The organism is Pseudoalteromonas sp. QJM3NY_22, assembly GCF_056173065.1.
On record NZ_CM149655.1, the window covers coordinates 235,489 to 257,144 of the forward strand.

At 37.9% G+C, this 21,656-nt stretch carries 21 protein-coding genes and 4 pseudogenes; 16 read left to right on the top strand and 9 right to left on the bottom strand.

What is annotated here, in order from left to right:
- Positions 1-18: 18 nt before the first annotated feature.
- Positions 19-774 carry a MipA/OmpV family protein gene (locus tag AC0VZ4_RS01135; protein ID WP_475440679.1) on the bottom strand — a complete coding sequence of 252 codons (756 nt, stop codon included), beginning with the start codon at positions 772-774 and terminating at the stop codon, positions 19-21.
- A 299-nt stretch (positions 775-1,073) separates the two neighbouring features.
- Here AC0VZ4_RS01135 and tnpC point away from each other — a divergent pair, with 299 nt between their 5' ends.
- From tnpC to AC0VZ4_RS01160, 5 genes and pseudogenes are all read left to right on the top strand, one after another.
- Positions 1,074-2,513 carry an IS66 family transposase gene (gene tnpC, locus AC0VZ4_RS01140; protein WP_475440680.1) on the top strand — a complete coding sequence of 480 codons (1,440 nt, stop codon included), beginning with the start codon at positions 1,074-1,076 and terminating at the stop codon, positions 2,511-2,513.
- Positions 2,514-2,619: 106 nt separating this feature from the next.
- A pseudogene (locus AC0VZ4_RS01145) lies at positions 2,620-2,811 on the top strand (PH domain-containing protein); the annotation flags it as partial.
- Between the two features lie 87 nt (positions 2,812-2,898).
- Positions 2,899-3,648, top strand: coding sequence for an IS5 family transposase (locus tag AC0VZ4_RS01150; protein ID WP_475439649.1), 750 nt, complete (start codon positions 2,899-2,901; stop codon positions 3,646-3,648).
- Positions 3,649-3,656: 8 nt separating this feature from the next.
- A pseudogene (locus AC0VZ4_RS01155) lies at positions 3,657-4,019 on the top strand (PH domain-containing protein); the annotation flags it as partial.
- Positions 4,020-4,061: 42 nt separating this feature from the next.
- Entirely contained in the window at positions 4,062-4,457 is a 396-nt protein-coding gene (locus AC0VZ4_RS01160) for a DUF1801 domain-containing protein (RefSeq protein WP_007376449.1), read from the top strand.
- Between the two features lie 21 nt (positions 4,458-4,478).
- Here AC0VZ4_RS01160 and AC0VZ4_RS01165 read toward each other — a convergent pair whose 3' ends face one another.
- Together AC0VZ4_RS01165 and AC0VZ4_RS01170 are read right to left on the bottom strand one after the other, a co-directional pair.
- Positions 4,479-4,823 (bottom strand): rhodanese-like domain-containing protein, encoded by a 345-nt coding sequence (locus AC0VZ4_RS01165; RefSeq protein ID WP_007376450.1) that lies wholly within the window; start codon positions 4,821-4,823, stop codon positions 4,479-4,481.
- On the bottom strand, positions 4,823-5,011 hold the full coding sequence (locus AC0VZ4_RS01170) for a YgaP family membrane protein (protein WP_033023357.1): 189 nt from the start codon (positions 5,009-5,011) through the stop codon (positions 4,823-4,825). The genes AC0VZ4_RS01165 and AC0VZ4_RS01170 overlap by 1 nt, the downstream gene beginning before the upstream one ends.
- A 104-nt stretch (positions 5,012-5,115) precedes the next feature.
- Between AC0VZ4_RS01170 and AC0VZ4_RS01175 the strand changes: the two genes are divergently transcribed.
- Positions 5,116-5,424: an ArsR/SmtB family transcription factor gene (locus AC0VZ4_RS01175; RefSeq protein ID WP_096792289.1), complete on the top strand. Its 309-nt coding sequence runs from the start codon at positions 5,116-5,118 to the stop codon at positions 5,422-5,424.
- Here the strand turns inward: AC0VZ4_RS01175 and AC0VZ4_RS01180 are convergent.
- Positions 5,417-5,503, bottom strand: a pseudogene (locus tag AC0VZ4_RS01180) (nitroreductase family protein); the annotation flags it as partial. The gene AC0VZ4_RS01175 and the pseudogene AC0VZ4_RS01180 overlap by 8 nt on opposite strands.
- Before the next feature lie 293 nt (positions 5,504-5,796).
- Here AC0VZ4_RS01180 and AC0VZ4_RS01185 point away from each other — a divergent pair.
- Both AC0VZ4_RS01185 and AC0VZ4_RS01190 read left to right on the top strand, forming a co-directional pair.
- On the top strand, positions 5,797-5,967 hold the full coding sequence (locus tag AC0VZ4_RS01185) for a hypothetical protein (protein WP_475440681.1): 171 nt from the start codon (positions 5,797-5,799) through the stop codon (positions 5,965-5,967).
- 66 nt (positions 5,968-6,033) lie between these two features.
- Positions 6,034-7,416: a hypothetical protein gene (locus AC0VZ4_RS01190; RefSeq protein ID WP_475440682.1), complete on the top strand. Its 1,383-nt coding sequence runs from the start codon at positions 6,034-6,036 to the stop codon at positions 7,414-7,416.
- Positions 7,417-7,442: 26 nt separating this feature from the next.
- Here AC0VZ4_RS01190 and AC0VZ4_RS01195 read toward each other — a convergent pair whose 3' ends face one another.
- On the bottom strand, positions 7,443-8,120 hold the full coding sequence (locus tag AC0VZ4_RS01195) for a nitroreductase family protein (RefSeq protein ID WP_475440683.1): 678 nt from the start codon (positions 8,118-8,120) through the stop codon (positions 7,443-7,445).
- 183 nt (positions 8,121-8,303) lie between these two features.
- Positions 8,304-9,188 carry an IS982 family transposase gene (locus AC0VZ4_RS01200; protein ID WP_475441597.1) on the bottom strand — a complete coding sequence of 295 codons (885 nt, stop codon included), beginning with the start codon at positions 9,186-9,188 and terminating at the stop codon, positions 8,304-8,306.
- Between the two features lie 112 nt (positions 9,189-9,300).
- Between AC0VZ4_RS01200 and AC0VZ4_RS01205 the strand changes: the two genes are divergently transcribed.
- Both AC0VZ4_RS01205 and AC0VZ4_RS01210 read left to right on the top strand, forming a co-directional pair.
- The gene (locus tag AC0VZ4_RS01205; RefSeq protein ID WP_475440684.1) at positions 9,301-10,179 is read left to right on the top strand and encodes an ABC transporter ATP-binding protein; all 879 of its coding nucleotides are present in this window, start codon (positions 9,301-9,303) and stop codon (positions 10,177-10,179) included.
- Between the two features lie 11 nt (positions 10,180-10,190).
- On the top strand, positions 10,191-13,766 hold the full coding sequence (locus AC0VZ4_RS01210; protein WP_475440685.1) for an ABC transporter permease/M1 family aminopeptidase: 3,576 nt from the start codon (positions 10,191-10,193) through the stop codon (positions 13,764-13,766).
- A 230-nt stretch (positions 13,767-13,996) separates the two neighbouring features.
- Here AC0VZ4_RS01210 and AC0VZ4_RS01215 read toward each other — a convergent pair whose 3' ends face one another.
- A complete protein-coding gene (locus AC0VZ4_RS01215; RefSeq protein ID WP_475439610.1) occupies positions 13,997-14,758 on the bottom strand; it encodes an IS5 family transposase in 762 nt (253 codons plus the stop codon).
- Between the two features lie 149 nt (positions 14,759-14,907).
- On the opposite strand from AC0VZ4_RS01215, the pseudogene AC0VZ4_RS01220 reads away from it, so the two are divergent.
- Together AC0VZ4_RS01220 and AC0VZ4_RS01225 are read left to right on the top strand one after the other, a co-directional pair.
- Positions 14,908-15,219: pseudogene (locus tag AC0VZ4_RS01220) on the top strand (Bor family protein).
- A complete protein-coding gene (locus AC0VZ4_RS01225; RefSeq protein WP_475440686.1) occupies positions 15,216-15,539 on the top strand; it encodes a Bor/Iss family lipoprotein in 324 nt (107 codons plus the stop codon). The pseudogene AC0VZ4_RS01220 and the gene AC0VZ4_RS01225 overlap by 4 nt, the downstream one beginning before the upstream one ends.
- 61 nt (positions 15,540-15,600) lie before the next feature.
- Here the strand turns inward: AC0VZ4_RS01225 and AC0VZ4_RS01230 are convergent, their stop codons facing one another.
- Both AC0VZ4_RS01230 and AC0VZ4_RS01235 read right to left on the bottom strand, forming a co-directional pair.
- Positions 15,601-16,287 carry a TorF family putative porin gene (locus AC0VZ4_RS01230; RefSeq protein WP_306724723.1) on the bottom strand — a complete coding sequence of 229 codons (687 nt, stop codon included), beginning with the start codon at positions 16,285-16,287 and terminating at the stop codon, positions 15,601-15,603.
- 277 nt (positions 16,288-16,564) lie between these two features.
- The gene (locus tag AC0VZ4_RS01235) at positions 16,565-17,728 is read right to left on the bottom strand and encodes a hypothetical protein (protein ID WP_475440687.1); all 1,164 of its coding nucleotides are present in this window, start codon (positions 17,726-17,728) and stop codon (positions 16,565-16,567) included.
- A 433-nt stretch (positions 17,729-18,161) separates the two neighbouring features.
- Here AC0VZ4_RS01235 and AC0VZ4_RS01240 point away from each other — a divergent pair, with 433 nt between their 5' ends.
- The 4 genes from AC0VZ4_RS01240 (at position 18,162) to rplE (ending at position 21,654) form a co-directional block, all read left to right on the top strand.
- Positions 18,162-20,132 carry an AsmA family protein gene (locus AC0VZ4_RS01240; RefSeq protein WP_475440688.1) on the top strand — a complete coding sequence of 657 codons (1,971 nt, stop codon included), beginning with the start codon at positions 18,162-18,164 and terminating at the stop codon, positions 20,130-20,132.
- A gap of 272 nt (positions 20,133-20,404) precedes the next feature.
- Positions 20,405-20,773, top strand: coding sequence for a 50S ribosomal protein L14 (rplN, locus tag AC0VZ4_RS01245; RefSeq protein WP_002959498.1), 369 nt, complete (start codon positions 20,405-20,407; stop codon positions 20,771-20,773).
- Positions 20,774-20,783: 10 nt separating this feature from the next.
- A complete protein-coding gene (rplX, locus tag AC0VZ4_RS01250) occupies positions 20,784-21,098 on the top strand; it encodes a 50S ribosomal protein L24 (RefSeq protein WP_002959496.1) in 315 nt (104 codons plus the stop codon).
- A 16-nt stretch (positions 21,099-21,114) separates the two neighbouring features.
- Complete coding sequence (gene rplE, locus AC0VZ4_RS01255; protein ID WP_024610257.1) at positions 21,115-21,654, top strand: 50S ribosomal protein L5; 540 nt, start codon at positions 21,115-21,117, stop codon at positions 21,652-21,654.
- Positions 21,655-21,656 lie beyond the last annotated feature (2 nt).

A 21,656-nucleotide genomic window follows, 5' to 3' on the forward strand; every position in this document is an offset into this window, starting at 1 on the left:
CGGCTTCTATGTTTTAAATTAGAACTGATAGCTAACCGACATCATGGCAGTTGAGATACTCGACGTATCTATAATTGGCGAGTCTTCAATATCAGAGTCTAGTTGTGTGTAGTTAATCATAGCACTCACATTCCATTTTTTATTAAGCTGGTAACTGAGTAGCATACCGGCATTATAATTCACTGTAGAGCCTAATTCGTATACATCAAAAGTGTTTGATTCGCCCTTTGTAACACCGTAATAATAATTTGATACTTTGCTACTGCTTAGCTCAACTCCAAATGAAGGTATTAACATAATTTGTTTAGAAAGTTTGAATGGGTAGCTATAGCGAGCTTTTAATTTTGCGCCATCGCCATGGCCCAATATATCGTGTGACGCACTGGCACTTAAACTACCATACCCTGTGGTATAACTTACTTTAGAACCTGCATAGAGAGATATTTTGCGATCGTCGAGTGCTTTAATCTCGGCGAGATCAGAATCAGACGAATCAAAAAATTGACCGGGTTCCAGTATTACTGACCAATTAAACCCCTTATTTTCAACTAATTTGTAATCGAGTGCAAAGCCTCTAAAGGTTAATTTTTCACCTTCATAGTTGATCATAGGTAAGAGCAATGTTCTATTATCTGTGCCCGCATAGGGAGATTCAGTTGAAATAAGCCCAGCACCAACCGACCACGGAGATTTATCTTGCGCTTGAGCCATTAGGCTTGATAAGGCTAATGTGCTAAGTAACAGTTGCAAACTCTTTTTCACATAAGTATTCATGATTACCTTCGCTATTAATGTAGTTATAAGATTCGTTATTGGTTTGACGCAGTGAGTGTAACGGTTATAAGTATTTTGAGTTGTAAGTTAGTGTGTAAAATTTTAAATATATGTAAGCAGCTGAAGTAAAGTGTTTAGTGGTTTTTTGGATTGCAATTTTTTATATGTATTACGAAATATAAGTAACATATTTTGTAACTATTCACCATGGTAAATTATTTTCAAAGGATCTTTTTTAACTATTGACCGATCCCGCCAGTATGCCAAGCTAGGGCTATGACCTAATAGCCCTAGCTTCAATGAATTTAAACAGCATCAACATCGACGAAATCGTTGAGAAAACCAAAGCTCAATTACAAGAAGGTAAAACTCTCACGCCTGCGCTGAAGATGTCTATTGAACTCATTCTGGTTGTCGTTGTTATGTTAGCAAGTAAATTAGGACTTAACAGTAACAATAGCAGTATCCCGCCATCAAAAGACATCAACCGAAAAAAACAAAACAAAGAGAAATCAGCCAAGTCAGCGGGTGGTCAAAAAGGCCGTGCAGGTAAAACACTAACCCAAACACAGACGCCTGATGAGATCAAAATCATCCTAGTTGAACGTGATTTTTTACCGAAAGGTCACTACCGTGAAATTGGCTTTCAAAAACGACAGGTTGTCGATATAGATATCAGGAAAGTGGTCACTGAATACCAAGCACAAATTCTGGAAAATGAGCAAGGTAAGCGTTTTATTGGTGAATTTCCAGAAGACGTTAACAGTCCTATTCAATATGGGGTTGGTGTAAAAGCCCATGCAGTTTACCTATCCCAATATCAATTACTCCCTTACAACCGCATTGAAGAATATTTTTGTGATCAACTCGGTATTCCAATCAGTGCGGGTAGTTTATTTAACTTTAATGAACAAGCAGCGGCCTTGGTAAAGTCCTCCGGCGCAGAAGCCGCGCTCAAGAAAGCCCTGAAAACGACTTATCAAGCCTTACACGTTGATGAAACGGGGATTAATATAGGTGGTAAACGACGATGGCTTCATGGTGCATCAACGACGTGGTGGACGTATTTTTACCCGCATGAGAAAAGAGGGAAAATAGCGATGGATGACGCCGATATTTTACCTCACTTTACTGGGGTACTATGCCACGACCACTGGAAACCGTATTATCAATATACACAGTGCCAACATGCCTTGTGTAATGCACATCATATCCGAGAGTTAGAAAGGGCATGGGAGCAAGACGGTATGCAATGGGCAAAGGATTTGCAAACCCTACTGACTGAAATCAATAAACATCAAATAGATAACCCCGAGCTAGATGCAGACACAAAAGCTCACTATATAGAGAAATATCAACAAATATTGGCTCAAGGTGACATTAAATGCCCTCCACCGGATAGAAACAGCCGAGTAAAAGGCCAGCGAGGCAGATTGAAACGAACAAAGTCTAGAGCGTTGTTAGAGCGGTTAAGAGATTATCAAGATGATGTCTTACGGTTCATGACGGAAACAGCGGTGCCTTTTAGCAACAACCAAGGTGAGAATGATATTAGGACGACCAAGGTTCATCAAAAGATATCTGGGTGCTTCAGAAGCATGCAAGGTGCAGAGATGTTTTGTTTAATCAGAAGCTACCTCTCGACTTGCAGAAAACAGCATGTATCAGCAAGCCTAGCCCTTGAATTACTCTTCAAAAATCAGTTACCTGATATATTTATTGAAAATGTGGCTGAATAGTTACCATATTTTTAGAATAACTTTATATTTTTATATTTGATGAAATTGCATTCAATTTTGTAATGGAGTACTTTGAATTTTTATGGTGATTAGAAATAATATGATTATGGCTGAAATTATTTTAAAAAGTGCATCATTCGATTTTAAAGTAAAACAATACTGGATGGTTACTGCATCACTCATTAGTTTTTTAGCGTTGGTTACTATTCCACTCATCCCTTTGATTTTATTTATAGTGTGGTTGGCGGCTGGGCGAATATTAGCTGCGATGTCTGCTGAACTATTACCACAAAAGCTAGGGGCTGTTGATCTTTGTTTGAATTTTGTGCGTAAGCGGTAATCTCGTATAATTTACTTCGCCAAAAACAAACCTTACGAGATTACCATGCCCCGATTAATGCTCACTGATAAGTTGTGGTCGAAGCTAAAATCAATTTTGCTTGAAGATAGAGTTTATAACAAGCTTGAACACAGACAAACGATGGAAGGAATTTTATATCGCTTACGTGTTGGTTGCCCATGGCGTGACCTCCCTGAGTGTTTTGGTTTATGGAATACTATTTACCGCCGATTTCTACTTTGGTCTAAAAAAGGAATATTAATAAGGTTGTTCAAATCATTATCCGCCAATAGTGACACTGAGTGGGAATTCATTGATGGCAGTTATGTTAAAGCACATCAACACAGTACAGGTGCTGCGTCTCAACAAGAACAAGCGATAGCATTAAGTCGTGGCGGTAATACAAGTAAAATTCATTTAGCTGTTGATAGTTATGGCTTACCAATTGAATTTATTATTACAGGCGGCGATGTTCATGATAGTAAAGTGGCAAATGAACTGATTGAATTATTGCCCCAAGGCGATTTTGTTATCGCAGACAAAGGCTATGATAGTGAAGTCATTAGAAATAAGGTTCGAGAGAGAAACTCAAGCCCAGTGATCCCTAGAAAGAAAAACTCAAAAACAGGTAATGGTGATATTGATTGGTGCTTATATAAATATAGGCATTTAGTTGAAAATGCCTTTGCAAGGCTAAAGCACTTCCGTGCTATAGCGACAAGGTACGATAAATTGAAATTACAGTTTGAGAGTATGTTAGCGCTGGCATGTGCAATGATTTGGCTACCAATGTGAAAGATCAACAGCCCCTAGTAGTTAAACGTGGGGTATTATTTAAAGAGGAAAAGTCGATACCGCTTGAAAAAATAACTGATGTTGGGTTGAGCCAAGGCCCGTTAATGCGGCTCTTTGGGTTATATCGTTTAAGTTTTGAAACGGCAGGGCAATCAGGACACGGCGCTTTAGTATCTTTGCTCGGTGTAGTTAATGCGAGTGAGTTTAGAGAGGCGATACTTGAACAAAAAGATGTATTGGCTAATCAAGGTAAAACGTCGCAGCAGTTGACAGAGCAAAGTGAGAAAGAGCTACTAAGAGCGCTGACTTATAGTGTAAAAAATATAGAACAAATGCTACTTGTTTTACTGGATGAAAAACAACAAAAGTAATTTATCTTTAAGTATAGGTAGAGCGCTTACAAGGATATTTTTATGAATACGGATATAAAAAATATATTTAATAATTATCCTGAGACAGCAAAAAGTAAGCTTATAAAATTACGAGAGTTAATTTATACCGTAGCACAAGAGCAAAACTTAGGAGCTGTTGAAGAGTCTTTAAAGTGGGGAGAGCCAAGTTATAACGTAATAAATGGCAGCCCCATTCGCATAGGCTTTAAGGGCTCATCGTGTTATTTGTTTTTTCATTGCCAATCAAAGCTAGTCAGCACATTTAGAGAGTTGTATTCCCACAGTCTCACTTTTGAAGGTAACCGGGCAATTGTATTAAATAGTGAAAAGCCATTACCAGAACACCCAGTTAAAGAGTGTATTAAATTAGCACTGACTTATCAAAAAGTTAAACGCCTACCTTTGTTAGGCGCATAATTATAAGTACTTAGTTGATGCTTAAAATACGCTACAAATTTGATTTGCATCACAGGTAATAACGCTAACGTTTTCATAACCAACACGCGTTAACGCTTCTGCTCCCAATGTTGCGCGAGCACCACTTGCACAGTGTAAGTATATTGGCCGTGCAGCATCTTTTTCTATTTCCATTAATTTCATTTCGAGTAACCCACGCGGAATGTTTATTGCTCCTATCGCGGCTTTTGTAGCGTGCTCTGCGGGTTCTCGCACATCAATAAGTAGGCCTTTATTTTGTTCGAGCTCTATTTTTGCTTGCGCTGCGTCAATACGCCGCTGGTTAGGTGTGATAACTTTTAGTAAGTCAGGAATTGAAGTAAGCATTAGTCTGTGAATCCTCTTTTGCGTAAAAAAGACATTAATGGGCACCACTTTGTGAAAGCTGACTGCACTAAGTTAATACCTATGAATAATGTTAGAAACTGGAAATTACTATGTACAAAATAGCTTAAAAGTACTGATATTGTTACTGCACTACCGCCGATTAAAAGTATCGCATCGCTTATTTTCATTATAATCTCAATTTTATATTAGTAATACCTAATGTTAATTTATATTAGAGTTATCTAATGTAAAAGTCTATACTTAAAAGCATATTTATAAATGATGTGATTAAATGAATATTGAACAACTCGCTGTGAATGCAGAACAAGCCGAACAGTTTTTAAAATTAATGGCTAATAAAAATCGTTTAATGATTTTATGCAGTTTGCTACAAGGTGAGCAAAGTGTTGGTGAATTAAATAAAAATGTGCCCTTGGCTCAATCTGCACTATCTCAACATTTAGCCAGTTTACGCAAGGCGGATATGGTTATGACCCGCCGAGATGGACACACTATTTATTACTCATTGACCGACCCAAAAGTTGAGTCGATCATTGCTTTGCTATATGAGTGGTTTTGCCGAGCAGAAAACACTAAATAAAAGTAGCTATTTCATCAATAGATTTTTTATCCAGTGCATGAGCAGGTACTGTTGCATCACCACTTGGGTAGCCTTGTATAGTATTCGTAGTATTTTTATGTAAGTTGCATTCATTTTGTATTTAAATTGAAGTGGTATATTAATTAATAATAATTGACAGAGCGATCATTTACTGCAATTGTTATATATAAGTTAAATTTAATAAATTTGATATTTTTTCTGTTGTGTGTAAAATGCGCAATCAAATTATCAGTCTCTAATGGATTAGTTGAGGGTCGGTATATGCTTATTTTAGGTATGGTTTTATTATCATTGTCAGTTCTATTTTTAGTCTTAGGCTTTAGGGTCTTTATTAAACCTAAAAGTGAGTATATGCATAATCACAAGCTAACGGGTAGTGTAAGAAACGCACTCCAAGGCGATATAAATCATGCCTTTGCTAGTTCTCCTGAAGATATCTCAAAAGGCTTTACTATAGATCTGAGAAATGGAGAGCTAGTGTCTTGTAGTCAACTTTCTAGAGAAGCGATAAAGTCTGCATGACTTTAAATTTATTAAAGTTCTTTAAGCCACATGATGTGGCTTTTTTATTATCCTCAGGATTAGTTCATGAAGTTTATTGGATGGATTCCAAATTTAAGAGGTCGTTTATCGTTTGATACGATAGGCTCCAGTACAAAGCCATACCCCTATGAAAAAACAAAAGAATTCCATCATAGTTTAGTTTCACAATCTAACCGTAAGTTAAATGATAGCGCTTTACCTCGCCTCTTAAGAAAAATTTTATTCGAGTGTAAGCTATCCCCGTTTCGGTTACTGTCAAAGTTTAATAAAACAATTGAAAAATTAAGTTATCACTCTGGAGATTTTAAGTTTTCTTTTTATTACTTAGAACCAGATGAGCTTGAGTACAATGCATATTTAACTGGATATGTGATTATAGAGCCCAATGCAAAATTACCAAGCCAAGACTGTAAAGAAGTACTATGTAGTCAAAGATTATTGAAGTCTATGAACATAAGTGGCATACAGTCTATCCTTGATCGTTCATTAGTTGTCACAAAAATAAGAATAGATAGAGACGGTTTTTGCGAGTTAAGTAATTTATATGTACGAAAAATACAGCGTGAAAACCTTCTGTGGACTTCTTCAGTCCAGGATGGTTTTAATCAATTCGTTGAAGAATCCATCCATCAAACTTACTATTTTATAAAAGATGTTTGTCATCAGCATCAACATCATGACTCTAAAACAGATAACTTACTACCATTAGCTAAAGTTGACGGTCGAGAGCTAAATCGAGTATATGAAGAGCTCTCAATTAAAGTTTTTAAGTCTTTATATCGTCTAATTCTTAAGAAAAGAAGATCTGATAGTATTAAAGACTTCTACAGCATGAAAGGTATTTTATGCTATCTAAAAAGCTTTAGGAATATTGCTTCTAAGAGGAAAATATCAGTTAATAACTTTCATTCCGAAGACGATACGTTTTTATCAGGTTCGATAGAGGCTAAAAGTAGTTGTATATCAGCAGAGAGAGATAGAAAGAAAAGTTTTATTGGAATGCTTCCGAGTATTGTATCTTTGCCAATATCGTTTCTAGCTTTATGTTTTGCTTTTTCGTCAATGGTCATGATTTATAGTAATAAACTGGTTGGAGGTAAACATTTAGTTACTGAACTTTCACGTGATTCTTTGAGTACATATTTCGAGTTAATACAGTTTTTAATTAGCCATCCCATATCTTTCTTTGGAATAATGGCATCAGTTTTTCTTGGTTTTTTCTTTGTATGCAGTGACTTATTTAAAGAGAGTCGCTTTTACAATGATTTTTGGCGTATAGTTTTTGGTTTTAAGAAGCAAAAAGTAATAGGTGTAGTAATCATGAGTTGTGCTTTATTATTAATGTATAAGTCTATAGGAATGATTGAACCCCAGATGAAAATCTATGTAGCTGATACTATTCAGAACCTACTAAATAACTTTTTCTAGTTCTTTAGTAGGTATAATATACATTATTAGATAAACGTAGCTATTTCATCGATAGATTTTTTATCCAGTGCATGAGCAGGTACTGTTGCATCATCACTTGGGTAGCCTGCAATAAGTAGCATATACGGGCGTTCGTTATCCCTATCGCGGCCACATATGTCGGTTAAAAAACTCATTGGCTTTGGAGTATGAGTAAGGGTTGCCAAACCACTGCGATGCAAAGCCTGAATTAAAAAGCCGGTAGCTAGACCAACCGATTCGTGTACGTAGTAATTAGTATTTTTATCATCGGTGCTTACGCCCCCCTTTTTTTGACTAAATACAGCTATAAGCCAAGGTGCATGCTCTAAATAAGGCTTATTGGCGTCGGTGCCTAACGGTTTTAGCGCATCTAACCACTCTTCACCTGCTCTGCCTTCGTAAAAAGATCGCTCTAGTTTTTCGGCGGCTTCTCTTATTTGTTTTTTTACATCACTGCTGTTTATAGCCACAAAATGCCAAGGCTGATGATTCGCTCCACTTGGTGCTGTGCCAGCTGCTTTTATACATGCTTCAATAATATTTTTTGGTACTGGGCGATCGCTAAAGCTGCGAATGCTATGGCGGCGTTGGCTAGTGGTTAAAAACTCGTTAGCGCGATTTAGCATTTCGTCGTGTGGGTATTCTATAAAGTCGTTTAATGGCTGGCTTTGGTGATCTTGCATGGCTTTTCGCTTCTTATAAAAAGTATATGTGGTTTTTATACCGAGTGAATACAGTGCAAGCAAGTATTATGAGTTTAAACTATGTTTATTTGTTGTTACAAATTTAACCAGCAAGTAACTTATGTTCCTATTTTTCTTGTGGTATAAAACATTATAAAAATAATTACTTAACCTGAGTTCTGCTTAAGCGATAACTAATGCGTTAAGCTCTACGTCAGTTAAATTAAGGTGTGGCTTCTTTTCTTTCAAGCAATAAGCCACCAATCCAGCGACTAAATTCAACATAAAGCCGTTCATACTCCGATGTCTTGAATGTTCAATGAAGGATATGTTCTTGAGCTGGTCATTAATTGTTTCGATTATAAAGCGTTTTGAAAGCATTGCTCTATCCCATAATGACATCGCTTTTGCCTTCATATTTTTGCGAACCGTCGTAATGAGCTTTACCCCTTTATCGAGTAAATCGGCTTCTAAAGCTTTACTTAAATACCCTTTGTCACCATATAATTTATCCGTCAGGCAGCTCGCTAACTCACGCACTGGTTGAGTATCATGTACATTTCCTGTTGTCACTTTCGCAGCAACAATTTCACCATGGTGATTAACGATTAAATGTAGCTTGAAGCCATAAAACCATCCCATTGTTCCTTTGCCACGCTGGGCTATTCCATCAAAGGTTTTGTGTCTTGGAATACGAATATTATGGCACACTTTAATACATGTGGAGTCAATGAATTCAACGCCTGTGGGTTTACCTTTAAGTGAAGTAAAATAGGCACACATCGGCACAATTACCCTTGGCATAACGGCTAAAAATCGTGTGTAACTGAGCAAGTTGGGAAATTCACTTTTGTACATAAGTGATACATAGCCAAGGTAGTAATTTTTGAAATCTCGGTGATGTGACATATGAAAACTAATAACAATAGTCATAATTTCACTGGTCGTCATACGTCCTGAACGCTGACGTTTTTGGGTGCCATCTTCGAGTAATTGTTTTTCCCATTGGGGTATAAATACTTTGCACAAATCATCGACATCGCAAAATAATTCAACTAATTTAATCATGCCTGTTCCTTGCTTATCCAATCGTTTTTGGTCGAAAGATCGGATCTCGGAACAGGCATTTAGTTCAATTTCTTAAACGAGATTCAGGTTACTTATATTCAAGGAAGTAAAAATGCTATCAATAACAGGGTTATCAAAAACCTACGATAACGGCGTACATGCACTACAAGGTGTTGATTTAAATATCCCTAAAGGGATGTTTGGTTTACTGGGTCCTAATGGTGCGGGTAAATCTTCATTAATGCGAACGATCGCTACACTGCAATCAGCCGATAGTGGCAGCGTTGTATTTGATGGTGTTGATGTGTTAACACACCCTAAAAGCTTGCGTGAGCGTTTAGGTTATTTACCGCAAGACTTTGGTGTTTATCAGCGTGTTAGTGCTTATGATTTACTTGATCATATGGCTATTTTAAAAGGTTTAAGTAATAAGGCTGAACGTAAAGAGGCCGTTGAAGGGTTGTTAGCGCAAACCAATTTATATGATCATCGAAAAAATGCGGTAAGTGGTTTCTCGGGCGGTATGCGCCAACGTTTTGGTATTGCACAAGCTTTATTAGGCGACCCTGATTTACTCATTGTAGATGAGCCAACAGCAGGTCTAGATCCTGAAGAGCGAAATCGTTTTCATAATTTGTTAGTGGGTTTAGGTGAAAGTAAAGTGGTGATTTTATCAACGCATATAGTTGAAGATGTGTCTGAGCTTTGCCCAAATATGGCCGTATTAGCTAATGGTCAAATTTTACTTGAAGGTAACCCAATTGAGCTTACGAATACGTTACAGGGAAAAATTTGGTACAAAGCAATGAGTCAAGCCGAAGCTGCAGAGCTGGAGCAATCATTACCGGTAATAGCGAAGCGTTTGTTTGCAGGACAAACATTACTCAGTGTGTTTGCTGACGATGCGCCAGAAGGGTTTGAGTCTAAGCCTGCTGATTTAGAAGACGTCTATTTTTCAACATTACACCAACACCGCAATAAAGCAGCATAAGGATACTGATTATGTTGTTTAAAATGATGCAATTTGAGCTGCGCTATTTTATGCGTCAGCCCTCTTTCTATATCACGTCACTTATCTTGTTTTTTCTTACTTTTATGGCATCGGTTTCTGACTCGGTGCAAATAGGGGGAAGCAGCAATGTAAATATAAATTCTCCTTACGCAATTTTGCAAGTTATTGCGATTATGTCGGTGTTTGCTATTTTTTTAGTGGTCAACTTTGTTGGAAGCTCAGCTATTCGTGATGACGTGAGTAAACTCAACGAATTAGTTTTGAGCAAGCCACTGAACATAGTTCAGTATAAAGCTGGGAGATTCATTGGGGCTTATTTAGTCACGCTATTAGTGTTTTCAAGCACTATGTTGGGTGTGTGGGTTGGCAGTGGTTTTGGCAGCTTAATGGGTTGGTTAGACAGTGAAATGATAGGTGAAAACCAACTAAGTTATTATTTAGTGCCTTTCTTTTATATTGCAGTTCCTTCTTTGTTTGTTGTCTCATCGCTCATTAATGCTGTGGCAATGCGCTTTCGTAGCATGGTAACGCTCTATCTAGTTGCTGTTGCCCTACTTATTAGCTATTTGGTTGGATCTAATATTTTCTCTGATATCCAATATCGTGAAATCTCAGCTTACCTAGATATGTTTGGTATGTCGGCAATGAGAATGCAGATGGAATACTGGACAATAGCAGAGCGTAATGTAATGGAAATTACGTTAACTGATCAGTTATTACATAATAGGTTAATTTGGGTCGGTGTTGCCTTACTAGCATTGGCAATTGCAGCACTCAATACATCTCATCATTTGGCTCAAAAGCAAAAAGTGAAAGGCAAGGCGAGTAAAAATAATAATACTAATTTTGCAGCTGCACTTAAGTTTAATATAACGGCAAAAGCGACGGGAAATAATGCGTGGTCGCAATTTTTAACGCGTACTGTTTTTGAAGTCAAACAAGTTATAAAAAGCTATTCGTTTGGTATTTTACTTATTTTATCTTTAGCGACATTAATTCCAGCGTTGGTAGGCTCAATGGGTCCATACGGAACTGATGTTTGGCCAGTCACATTTAGAATGGTTGAGCTTATTCAAGGTAGCTTTGGCATATTGATGATGATAGTACTTGTTTACTATTGTGGTGAACTTGTATGGCATGATCGTGAATCCAGAATGGCCGACATTATCGATGCGTACCCTGTTGCGAATTGGGTGTTCTGGGGCTCTAAATATGTAGCGCTGAGTGCTGTTTTATTATTGTTATGCGCATTTGGCTCCGTGGTGACATTGTTTTATCAAATGATGATGGGCATGGCGAACTTTGATATTGCACAATATGTAATTAGACTCGGTTATTTATTTGTACTCGGGCTTATCTTTCAAGGTGGTTTTGCTTTTTTACTACAAGTAATTAGCCCAAATAAATACGTAGGTATGGGATTATATGTGCTGTATTTTATCGCTACTTTGGTGATGAGTAACTATGGTTTTGAGCATAATATGTTTGTAATAGGTCGGACACCAGAGGCGCCTTATTCAGATATTAATGGTTATGGCCACTTTTTAACTGCGGTGCATTGGTATAATTTATACTGGCTAGGTTTTAGTATGATCATTGCTGCACTTAGCTATGCGCTTTGGCCTCGTGGAGCTGGGCAAAATTTAAAAGCACGCGTTCAGTTGTTAGGCTATCAGCTAGGCAATTCAGGTAAAGCGATTATTGTATGTGGTGCCCTTATTTTTGGTGGTGTAGGAAGTTTTATTTACTACAACACAACGGTTCTCAATCAATTTATAACCAGTGAACAGTATGAAGACTTACAAGAGCAGTATGAGCGTGAGTTCGGTCAGTTTGTAGATGCGGCTTTACCTATTCCAACAGATGTTGTTGTTACTGCTGATATCTACCCTCAAGAACGTCGTATTACAGCTACCGTGATAATGCAGATAGAGAATAAATCGCAACAACCGATTACGCGAATATTAGTAAATAAGCCTGATAATACTCATAAATGGAGTGTTGAGGTGGATGGCGCGCAACTTGGGGAGTTAAATGAGCAGTATCGTCATGCTTGGTTAGATTTTACTAAACCCATGCAACCAAACGAAAGCCGCGAAATTACAATGAGCGTAGAGCGTTATACCGAAGGGTTTGAAGATAGAGGAAGCGATGAGCGACTTGTGTATAACGGTACTTTTATTGACAACACGGCACTGTTCCCGAGTTTTGGTTATTCCTTTGGTAAGCAAATACAAGATAAAAGTGAGCGTCGTCAAAGGGGTTTGCCAGAGTTAAAACGCGGCAATAAAATTGAAGAAACGCAGTATCATAATCAACCTTTGTTTGCAGATAACTATGTAAGTTTTGCTGCCACAATTTCCACTGATGAGTCGCAAATTGCGATGGTTCCAGGTTACTTGCAATCACAAAGTACTAAAAATGGCCGAACCACGTTTGTATACGAAATGGATGCACCTATGTTGCACTTTTACACTTTACTCTCAATGGAACTTGAGGTGAAAAAAGAGCAGCATCATGGCGTAAACATTGAAGTGTACCATCATAAAGATCATGCTTGGAATGTAGATGTAATGATTCAGTTGACTAAAGATTCTTTAGATTACTTCTCTAAAGAGTTTGGTCCTTATCAGCATAAGCAAATGCGTATTATTGAGTTTCCTCGCTATCGTAGTTTTGCGCAGAGTTTTGCTAATACAGTACCGTATTCTGAAAATATGGGGTTTATTACAGATACACGTGACCCAGATAATATTAATTTTCCTTACTATGTAACATCGCATGAATTGGCGCACCAGTGGTGGGCGCACCAAGTGATTGGCGCGAATGTCGAAGGCTCTAATATTTTATCTGAAATGCTATCGCAATATGCAGCTATCATGGTGATGAAAGAAAAGTATGGTGAAAACAACCTTCGTAAATTCTTAAAGTATGAACTTGATCGTTACTTATTAGGACGCACGACAGAGCTTTATGAGGAACGTACACTTGCACGCGCCGCAGGGCAGCAGTATATCCACTATAACAAAGGTGCCGTGGTAATGATGGCCATACATGATTTGTTAGGTGAGCAGCGCGTAAATGCCGCTTTGCGAGCGTTTTTGCGAGATTACCAATATGCGCAAGAGTTTTACCCAACTACGTTAGACTTTATTGCCTATCTAAAGCGAGGAGCGAGTGAGCAAGAACAAGCATTCATTGAAGATCAATTTAATGCCATTACGTTATATGATTTAAAAATCAGTGATGTTGATGTGCAAGAGGCTGAATCTGCTGATGGGGAACATATCATTACATTGACTATTGCTGCAGCGAAAAAACATGCCGATGGCGAAGGTAGTGAAGAAGATGTACCGCTAGCGCAAATGATAGATGTTGCTTTATTCAGCGCAGATCCGAATGAGATACATAGTGAAAGTGCTGTGATCTATATGCAAAAGCACGAGATAAAAACGGGTGTAAATACCATTATACTAAAGGTAACTGAATTACCTAAATTTGCAGGTGTGGATCCTTTTATTAAGTTAATTGACAAGAAAAGTGGCGATAATATTAAAGCACTGTAGCTTTTAAGTGCAGTATAAAAAATGCCAGTTGTTTTACTGACTGGCATTTTTATAGCTATTGAAAGAGGTTATTGATAGCTAACAGTAAAGTTATTTTTACTATATCTAAACTCATTTAGTAAGTAGCCCTCATCCTAAACTTTGTAGAAAATTGTATAAATTTTTGTATAAACCACTACATTTTCCCCACACCTTCTTACTAGGGGCTGTTGATCTTTGTAGTATGTATATTAATCAGCCCATATTGGTAGCCACATCATAGTGAATGCTAAAGCGAGCATGGAATGATAATTCCGCTCAAGCTTTTCATACCGTGTGGCTATCCCTCTATATTGTTTGATCCGACCAAAGGCATTCTCAACTAAGTGCCTATATTTGTACATGCACCAGTCAATATCTTCATTACCCACTAAACTGTTATCCTTGCGTGGAATAACGGGTGTAGCGCTATTGTCACGAATAAACTCTCTTAGTTTTTCACTATCGTAGCCTTTATCTGCGACAACAACATTACTCGTTGGGCAATTGGCTACAAGTGACTCTGCATGGACGATATCATGCGTATTTCCACAGGATAATTCATAATAAACAGGCAATCCTCCGCTATCTACTGCAAGATGAATTTTAGTCGAATTACCACCTCGACTCTTACCGATTGATTCATTGTCAGCGGTTCTTGCACCGCAACTATGCTGGTGAGCCCTGACAATACTGCCATCAATAAAGATCCAATCCATATCAGCATAGTGGGATAACACTCGAAATAATTCATTCAAAATATCTTTTTTGGACCATAAATTAAATCGTCTATAAATAGCACTCCACGAGCCGAAATAAGACGGTAAATCTCGCCAAGGAATACCGGTACGCATCTTATAGAGTATGCCTTCGAGCGTTTTTCTATGCTCAGGCTTATTATAAATTCGACCACTTAAGTGCATTACTTTTGATAAGACATTCCATGTCGCGTCTGTTAACATTAATCTTGGCATGAGGGTTCGGTGTAACGTTTTTTAGCGAATTCAATTATACCTTATCCTTATGCTGTTTGTTTTTTATACCGCAAAGATCAACACGCCCTAACTTAACTTTAGTTTTTTTGTACACTGCTGTCATTAAGAGTAAACAACAAGGGATAAGAATGAAGCAGCTAATGATAAGCGTTTTAGTACTAAGTCTAACTGCTTGCTCTGCGGTGACAATTCAGCCACAGCAAGCAGCCAAAATAACAAGCAAAGCGAGTTATGAAGATAGTTGACCGTTCTTTTTATGGGGATTGGTTGGAGAAGAGCGCGTTGATGTGAAAAAAGTATGTGTAGATAAATCAGTAACTCAAATGCAGTCACAACAAACGTTTAGTGATGGAGCACTTAGTTTAATTACACTTGGTATATATGCACCACACACTATTAAAGTATGGTGCGAAGATGAAATAGTAGGAGAGGCATTATGAGTATTAAGTTACTTATAACAAGTTGTATGCTGATTATATTAACGGGATGTACGAACATTTACTTTGATAATGGTGTACAAGACAACGTGAGCAATAAAACTCAAGATAGTTCACAATGGCATCATAATTTTGCTCTTGCATTATATGAAGGATCTAAGCCGTTAGATTTAAGTACTCATTGCCCACAAGGTGAATGGCAAAGTGTCTATACGTATAAATCGTTTACTAATGGTTTGGCAGAGGTGGCTGTTAATCAAATTACTCCGGCTTGGTACCCTAAAACAGTTGAAGTGAGTTGTACTAAGATGCCATTCAAATAATATTATAAACGAGAAAAGGGCCAAAAGGCCCTTCGTGTTGCAGCAAGTAACACATTCTTTTTTATAAGTTAAAGTCTACAGAGTAAGCTACGTAGGCTTTAATATCTGAATCATCTATATCTGTATCAGACAAACCAAAAGTAAAACCGTCTTTTGAAATAGATATACCGTAATCTAAGATATTGTCGTCACCAATAAAATCACCAGAGTAATGACCTAAATGTAGTGCCATTTCAGTACCGTTACTACCGACAGCAAAGCCATAATCAGCAGTTAGGTAAAGTGAGTCGCCAAAGTCTGTACCGTCACCACTTGCAGCTGATGTTGCAAGTACAGAAGCGCCAAATGTGAAGCCTTCAACACTAATACTACCGTAAATTTCAGAGAAATCTGCGTCAGCTCCAGAAGCTGCGTCTGGGTAAGCGTAATAAATATAACCAACATCGTAACTAACACTTTCGTTAATGTCGCCACCAAAGCCTGCGTATAAGTCAAGCTCGTAGGTCATTTCGTCAGCCCAAGATGCATTTGAAGCCCAAGTGCCGGCATAAAAACCAGACTCATTAGCGTAGTCAATACCACCGGATATTGCCGCATCACCACCCGTTTGCTCTTGGCCGCGCCATAAGTAATTTGATGTTGCTGCCGCATTTGCTGTTACTTCAGCTTGAACCGATGTTGAGACTACCGATGTTGCAGCCATTAATGCGATGGTGCTAATCGCAATTGTTTTTTTTAGTTTGAGCATGTCCATTTCCCGTTATATGATTTTTGCATGCCAAGGTTTTATTATGTATTGCTTTAACCTTTTAACTGGATGCATTTTTATTGTTTAACTGGGGAGATAGTGCACTGTGTGTGCCAGCTTGGTTTTATTTATTTTAAAATGTATTTTTATATTTTAAAAATAATGACTTACAAAGGAGTAGTGTTTTTTATTGAGGTGATTTTAATAAGTGTTCGCACGCTGCTGGTGCATAAATTAACCTAGCCGCACCATTAAAGTACAGCTAGGTTAGATTTATTTAGCCGAAAATAGTACGCATTAGACTAATTGTTTCGTTAACGCCTCGACCTTTTTGTACTTCATTAATGATCGAGTCTCGTTTGCTGCGAATATGCTCAGGAATATCGTCAGCAGCAAGAGCACGGTCTACTAAAATTTCTGCAGACTCTTTGCCTCTACGTTGAGTTTTACCTGTCGTTGTTGTACTACGCTTAGGCTTGCTAAGTAACTTGATGTAGTTTGAACTGTCAGGTGTTTTAGTGTCTGCATAATAAAAGAAACATGGGATCAGTGCTTTAATAGAAACTAACTGTTCCTCTAGTTCGTTACTTGCATTAGCCATTTTATACCACGACATAGCTTGAATACCTTTAACGATATCTTGCCAGTAACGCTCAAAATCACTATTTTTAAGTTTTGGAACTCCAAGAGCGCCACATAATGCATCTAATCGATTATTTGTAATCGGAGTAAATAAATCAGGGCGGCGCATTGCTAGCAAGCGAGTTGCAGGGGCTAGCGTTGGTTTTTCATTGTTGTCGGTAAACACTTTTGAGTAAGCAGCAACAAATTGCTGGTATTCATATTGAGTTATATCACCTTCAAGTGGGATGTTTGCTAGAGCTGCATCAAAATCACCTGGTAAATCGCTAAGCATTTGATGAAAGCTTTTTGCACTCTTAGTTGAGGCAAACCATTCAACATCAAAGTTGTATGTGCTTGGATCAAGTGACGCCATATGCTTACCGCTAAACGCAAGTAAATCTTCAGGAATCATATCTTTAAGAGATTGTTCACGAATGCTTTTAATGTAGTCTACTAAGCGAAGCTGTTCATCAAGAGCAATAGCGTCTTTGTGTTGTTCTACAAATACACTTACAACAGGCCACGGAGCAATACGTAAAGTTTTAACCTGTAAAAAGCTGATAGCTGAAATAAGCTGATCGTGTAGCTTCTTAAGTATAGGTAATTGTTGCGGCTCTAGTAAATCGTAGTTCATACGATCTCTACTTGCATTTAATAGTTCGTAACACCAAGGTAAAAAATCATCAGGGTGGTTTTCTACTTTCACGGCCATAAGGTTAAGGCTTAACTCTGAAGATTGCTTCAGAATGTTCTGATAGATTTGATTTTCTTGTTCGCCTAGCGTCATTTTTGACGGTGAAATTAGCAGTTTTTTCATGCCTTGTAGAATCTCCGGATTAGATATATATTTTTTTGCTGGTCTATTTTAGCGCAATTACATCAATAACAACAGCGCTGTCCTCAATGCTTAATAGTGACAGGGGATAAATATCTATACTTTTCAATGTATCAAGATTAAATTATAGGTAAATATTAGTTATTTTGATTTGAGGTTTTTGTGAGATATTGTCATTAAATTTACAATGTTTAATTTCAATAACACTAAATTGAATTATTTAGTTAATGCTTTTTTATAGCATTAACCATTTCATTAGTACTCTACTATATGTTTTTTATGCTGAAATTTTCAGCACGGATTCATATCATGCCAAATAAGTTAAACTAAATAGCATTTTTACAACTTCAGCAATGATTTTAAAGCTAACACTCGCTATGATAAGAACATTATTTGCACGTTTGAAAGGGCGATCATGAAAACCTTACTTAAAATTGTAGGTGTAATACTTTTATTATGTATAGCACTAATTATTGCCGCACCGTTTTTAATTCCTACTGATACTATTTTTAATAAAGTGTCGCACCAGGTAGAGCAAACAACTGGGCGCACTCTTACTATTAAAGGTGATAAAACACTTAGCGTATTCCCTGCATTAAAGTTAGAACTTAACGACGTGCATTTTGCAAATATGGGATCAGGTTCGCGCGCCGACATGGCGAGTATGAAACAGCTTGCTGTACATATACCTTGGTTTTCATTATTTGGTGGTGAGTTTAAATTAGATAAGTTTGTTATAAACGAACCAAATATCCTATTAGAAACCGACAAAAATGGTAAAGCTAATTGGCAGTTGTTTGATGCAGTTGCAGAGCAACCTAAAGAGCAAAGCCAATCAGGTGAAGCAATAAAGCTTCCAGATAACTTTGATATTGAGCTAGGTGAGGTTGCTATTTATGGCGGTACATTTACTTATCTAGATGGTCAAACAGGTACTAAGCAACAAATTAGTGATTTAGAACTCGCTATTTTACTTCCATCACTTCGTAAAACATTAGAAGTAAAAGGGGGTATTACTTATATGCAGGAGCGTTTTGAGCTTGATATAAAATTAGATACTCCAGCTAAAGCAATTGAAGGTGCTACTTTTAATGTTAAACAAACCTTAGATTCTCGTTTAGTTGATTTAACGTTCGCAGGGAGCATCGCTAAGCAAGGCAAAGATATTAAAGGTCAGTTAGCACTAAGCGGTGAGTCTGTTAAAAGTATTGCGAAATGGCAAGGTGTAGAGTTAGACGCTAAAGACAATGCTTTTAATGCATTTAGTGTAAACGGTAAAATGCATCTAGCAGGTGAGAAATTTAATTTAGAAGATTTAGCTGCGACGTTAGACGCATTGGAAATAAAAGGTAAGAGCGAGCTTAACCTAGGTAAGCGTTTAGCTGTAAATGCTGATATTGATTTAGGTATGCTTGATTTAAACCCGTACCTACCTGAAGCAGTAGCAAAACAGGAAGAGTCAGTAGAGCAAGAAGATAAACCTGCAGAGAAAATAGTATGGGATGACACTAAAATTGATCTAAGTGCTTTAAATTCACTAGATGCGAATGTAGTAATTCGTTCAAGTGGATTAAAAGCTAATGATATTAAGTTGGGCGCAAATCAATTTACTGTTGCTTTAAAAAATAGCGTTGCAAAACTAAGCCTAGATAGCTTTTCTGCTTATGAAGGGTCAGGTAAAGGCGTTATCAATGTAAACGTACAACAAGTGCCTTATAAAATATCAACTAACTTTGACTTAGCTGGTATAGATGCACAGCCTTTATTAACGGATGCGGCAGGTTTTGACAAGCTAATGGGTAAGGGTTCTTTAAATTGGAACCTAAGCACAACTGGCCAAAGTCAAAAGTCGTTTATTGGTGCGCTTAACGGAAAACTTGGATTTGAGTTTGCTGATGGCGCTGTAAAAGGCGCGAATATAGCTGAAATGGTACGTAAAGGTAAGGAGCTTATTTCAGGAAACTTTGGTGCAGCATCTGAAGGGTTAGATACTGGGTTTGAAGAATCAGAGCAAACAGATTTCTCTGCACTAACGGGAAGCTTCAACTTTACTAATGGTGTTGGCAAAAATACCGACCTATCACTTATCAGCCCACTTATTAGAATATCAGGTGAAGGCGATGTTGATTTACCCCAAACAACGGTTAACTACCGTTTGGTTACAGGCATAGTTGGATCGATTGAAGGACAGGGAACGACTGATGACAGTACAGGCTTTAAAATACCACTGCGCATAAAAGGCCCTTTCCACGATGTAGGTATAAAGCTTGACGTTGGCAGTGCGCTCAAAGATGAAGCTAAGCAAAAGGTCGATGAGGTAAAAGAAAAGGCAAAAGAAAAAGCAAAAGATAAGATTAAAGATAAATTAAAAGGTTTATTTGGTTAATTTATTGCGCTCTAAACAAACAAGGCACATTACAGGTGCCTTGTTTGTTTTGTAACCACCTGTAAAATAGCTACATAGCCGGAATTGCTCAGCTTTAATTTCCCATCACTCCAAATTAATTAAAAAATAACCTATCGCTACCCCCTCAATGCTGGTACAATTGCCCGCCCTTAAGAGACAACTCGTTTGTTTTTGAGTGGGATTTAATCGAAATGTCTTGATTTTAAACAAATTTAAGACACGTTGTAATTACTACACCGGAGGTCATTAACATGATCCAAATGCAAACTCAGCTGGAAGTTGCTGATAACAGCGGCGCTCGCAAAGTGCAGTGTATAAAAGTCCTTGGTGGTTCACACCGTCGCTACGCAGCGATTGGCGACATCATTAAAGTTTCTGTTAAAGAAGCTATTCCTCGCGGTAAAGTGAAGAAAGGTGATGTTAAAAACGCGGTAGTTGTGCGTACCAGAAAAGGTGTTCGCCGTCCAGATGGTTCTCTGATCCGTTTTGACAGCAACGCTGCTGTTATCTTAAATGATAACTTACAGCCAATTGGTACACGTATTTTCGGCCCTGTGACTCGCGAACTTCGTAATGATAAGTTCATGAAAATCGTTTCACTAGCCCCAGAAGTACTGTAAGGAGCCAATCATGGCAGCAAAAATACGTCGTGATGACGAAGTAATCGTACTAGCAGGTAAAGACAAAGGTAAGCGCGGAAAAGTGCTTTCAGTTGTTACTGAATCTGGTCGAATCTTTGTCGAAGGCATAAACTTGATCAAGAAACACCAAAAGCCGGTTCCACAATTGAACCAAGCTGGCGGTATTGTTGAGAAAGAAGCATCTATGGATGCATCAAACGTTGCGATCTTCAACTCGGAAACGAGTAAAGCTGATCGTGTAGGTTTCAAGATTGAAGATGGTAAGAAATTACGTATCTTTAAATCTACTGGTAAAACTATCTAATAGTTGGAGTAGAATGATGGCGAAACTGCATGAAGTATATAAAGACAAAGTAGTAGCTGAACTTCAAGAGAAGTTTGGTTTCAGCTCTGTCATGCAAGTCCCTCAGATCGAAAAGATCACATTGAATATGGGCGTGGGCGAAGCCCTAGCTGACAAGAAGATTTTAGATCACGCAGTAGCTGATCTTGCAGCAATCTCTGGTCAGAAACCTCTAATCACTAAAGCACGCAAATCTGTTGCTGGCTTCAAAGTGCGTGAAGGTTACCCAATTGGTTGTAAAGTAACCCTACGCGGCGAGCGTATGTGGGACTTTTTTGAGCGTTTGGTATCAATCGCTATCCCACGTATTCGTGACTTCCGTGGCGTAAGTGCTAAGTCTTTTGATGGACGTGGTAACTACAGCATGGGCGTACGTGAACAAATCATCTTCCCAGAAATCGATTACGATAAAGTAGACCGTGTACGCGGTATGGATATTACTATCACTACTTCTGCGAAATCTGATGAGGAAGGCCGTGCGTTGTTAGAAGCGTTTAACTTCCCATTTAAGAAATAAGG

Coding starts and splice junctions, on each gene's coding strand:
- AC0VZ4_RS01135 (WP_475440679.1), bottom strand. CDS start 774: ATGAATACTTATGTGAAAAAGAGTTTGCAACTGTTACTTAGCACATTA.
- tnpC (WP_475440680.1), top strand. CDS start 1,074: ATGAATTTAAACAGCATCAACATCGACGAAATCGTTGAGAAAACCAAA.
- AC0VZ4_RS01150 (WP_475439649.1), top strand. CDS start 2,899: ATGCCCCGATTAATGCTCACTGATAAGTTGTGGTCGAAGCTAAAATCA.
- AC0VZ4_RS01160 (WP_007376449.1), top strand. CDS start 4,062: ATGAATACGGATATAAAAAATATATTTAATAATTATCCTGAGACAGCA.
- AC0VZ4_RS01165 (WP_007376450.1), bottom strand. CDS start 4,823: ATGCTTACTTCAATTCCTGACTTACTAAAAGTTATCACACCTAACCAG.
- AC0VZ4_RS01170 (WP_033023357.1), bottom strand. CDS start 5,011: ATGAAAATAAGCGATGCGATACTTTTAATCGGCGGTAGTGCAGTAACA.
- AC0VZ4_RS01175 (WP_096792289.1), top strand. CDS start 5,116: ATGAATATTGAACAACTCGCTGTGAATGCAGAACAAGCCGAACAGTTT.
- AC0VZ4_RS01185 (WP_475440681.1), top strand. CDS start 5,797: ATGCATAATCACAAGCTAACGGGTAGTGTAAGAAACGCACTCCAAGGC.
- AC0VZ4_RS01190 (WP_475440682.1), top strand. CDS start 6,034: ATGAAGTTTATTGGATGGATTCCAAATTTAAGAGGTCGTTTATCGTTT.
- AC0VZ4_RS01195 (WP_475440683.1), bottom strand. CDS start 8,120: ATGCAAGATCACCAAAGCCAGCCATTAAACGACTTTATAGAATACCCA.
- AC0VZ4_RS01200 (WP_475441597.1), bottom strand. CDS start 9,188: ATGATTAAATTAGTTGAATTATTTTGCGATGTCGATGATTTGTGCAAA.
- AC0VZ4_RS01205 (WP_475440684.1), top strand. CDS start 9,301: ATGCTATCAATAACAGGGTTATCAAAAACCTACGATAACGGCGTACAT.
- AC0VZ4_RS01210 (WP_475440685.1), top strand. CDS start 10,191: ATGTTGTTTAAAATGATGCAATTTGAGCTGCGCTATTTTATGCGTCAG.
- AC0VZ4_RS01215 (WP_475439610.1), bottom strand. CDS start 14,758: ATGCCAAGATTAATGTTAACAGACGCGACATGGAATGTCTTATCAAAA.
- AC0VZ4_RS01225 (WP_475440686.1), top strand. CDS start 15,216: ATGAGTATTAAGTTACTTATAACAAGTTGTATGCTGATTATATTAACG.
- AC0VZ4_RS01230 (WP_306724723.1), bottom strand. CDS start 16,287: ATGCTCAAACTAAAAAAAACAATTGCGATTAGCACCATCGCATTAATG.
- AC0VZ4_RS01235 (WP_475440687.1), bottom strand. CDS start 17,728: ATGAAAAAACTGCTAATTTCACCGTCAAAAATGACGCTAGGCGAACAA.
- AC0VZ4_RS01240 (WP_475440688.1), top strand. CDS start 18,162: ATGAAAACCTTACTTAAAATTGTAGGTGTAATACTTTTATTATGTATA.
- rplN (WP_002959498.1), top strand. CDS start 20,405: ATGATCCAAATGCAAACTCAGCTGGAAGTTGCTGATAACAGCGGCGCT.
- rplX (WP_002959496.1), top strand. CDS start 20,784: ATGGCAGCAAAAATACGTCGTGATGACGAAGTAATCGTACTAGCAGGT.
- rplE (WP_024610257.1), top strand. CDS start 21,115: ATGGCGAAACTGCATGAAGTATATAAAGACAAAGTAGTAGCTGAACTT.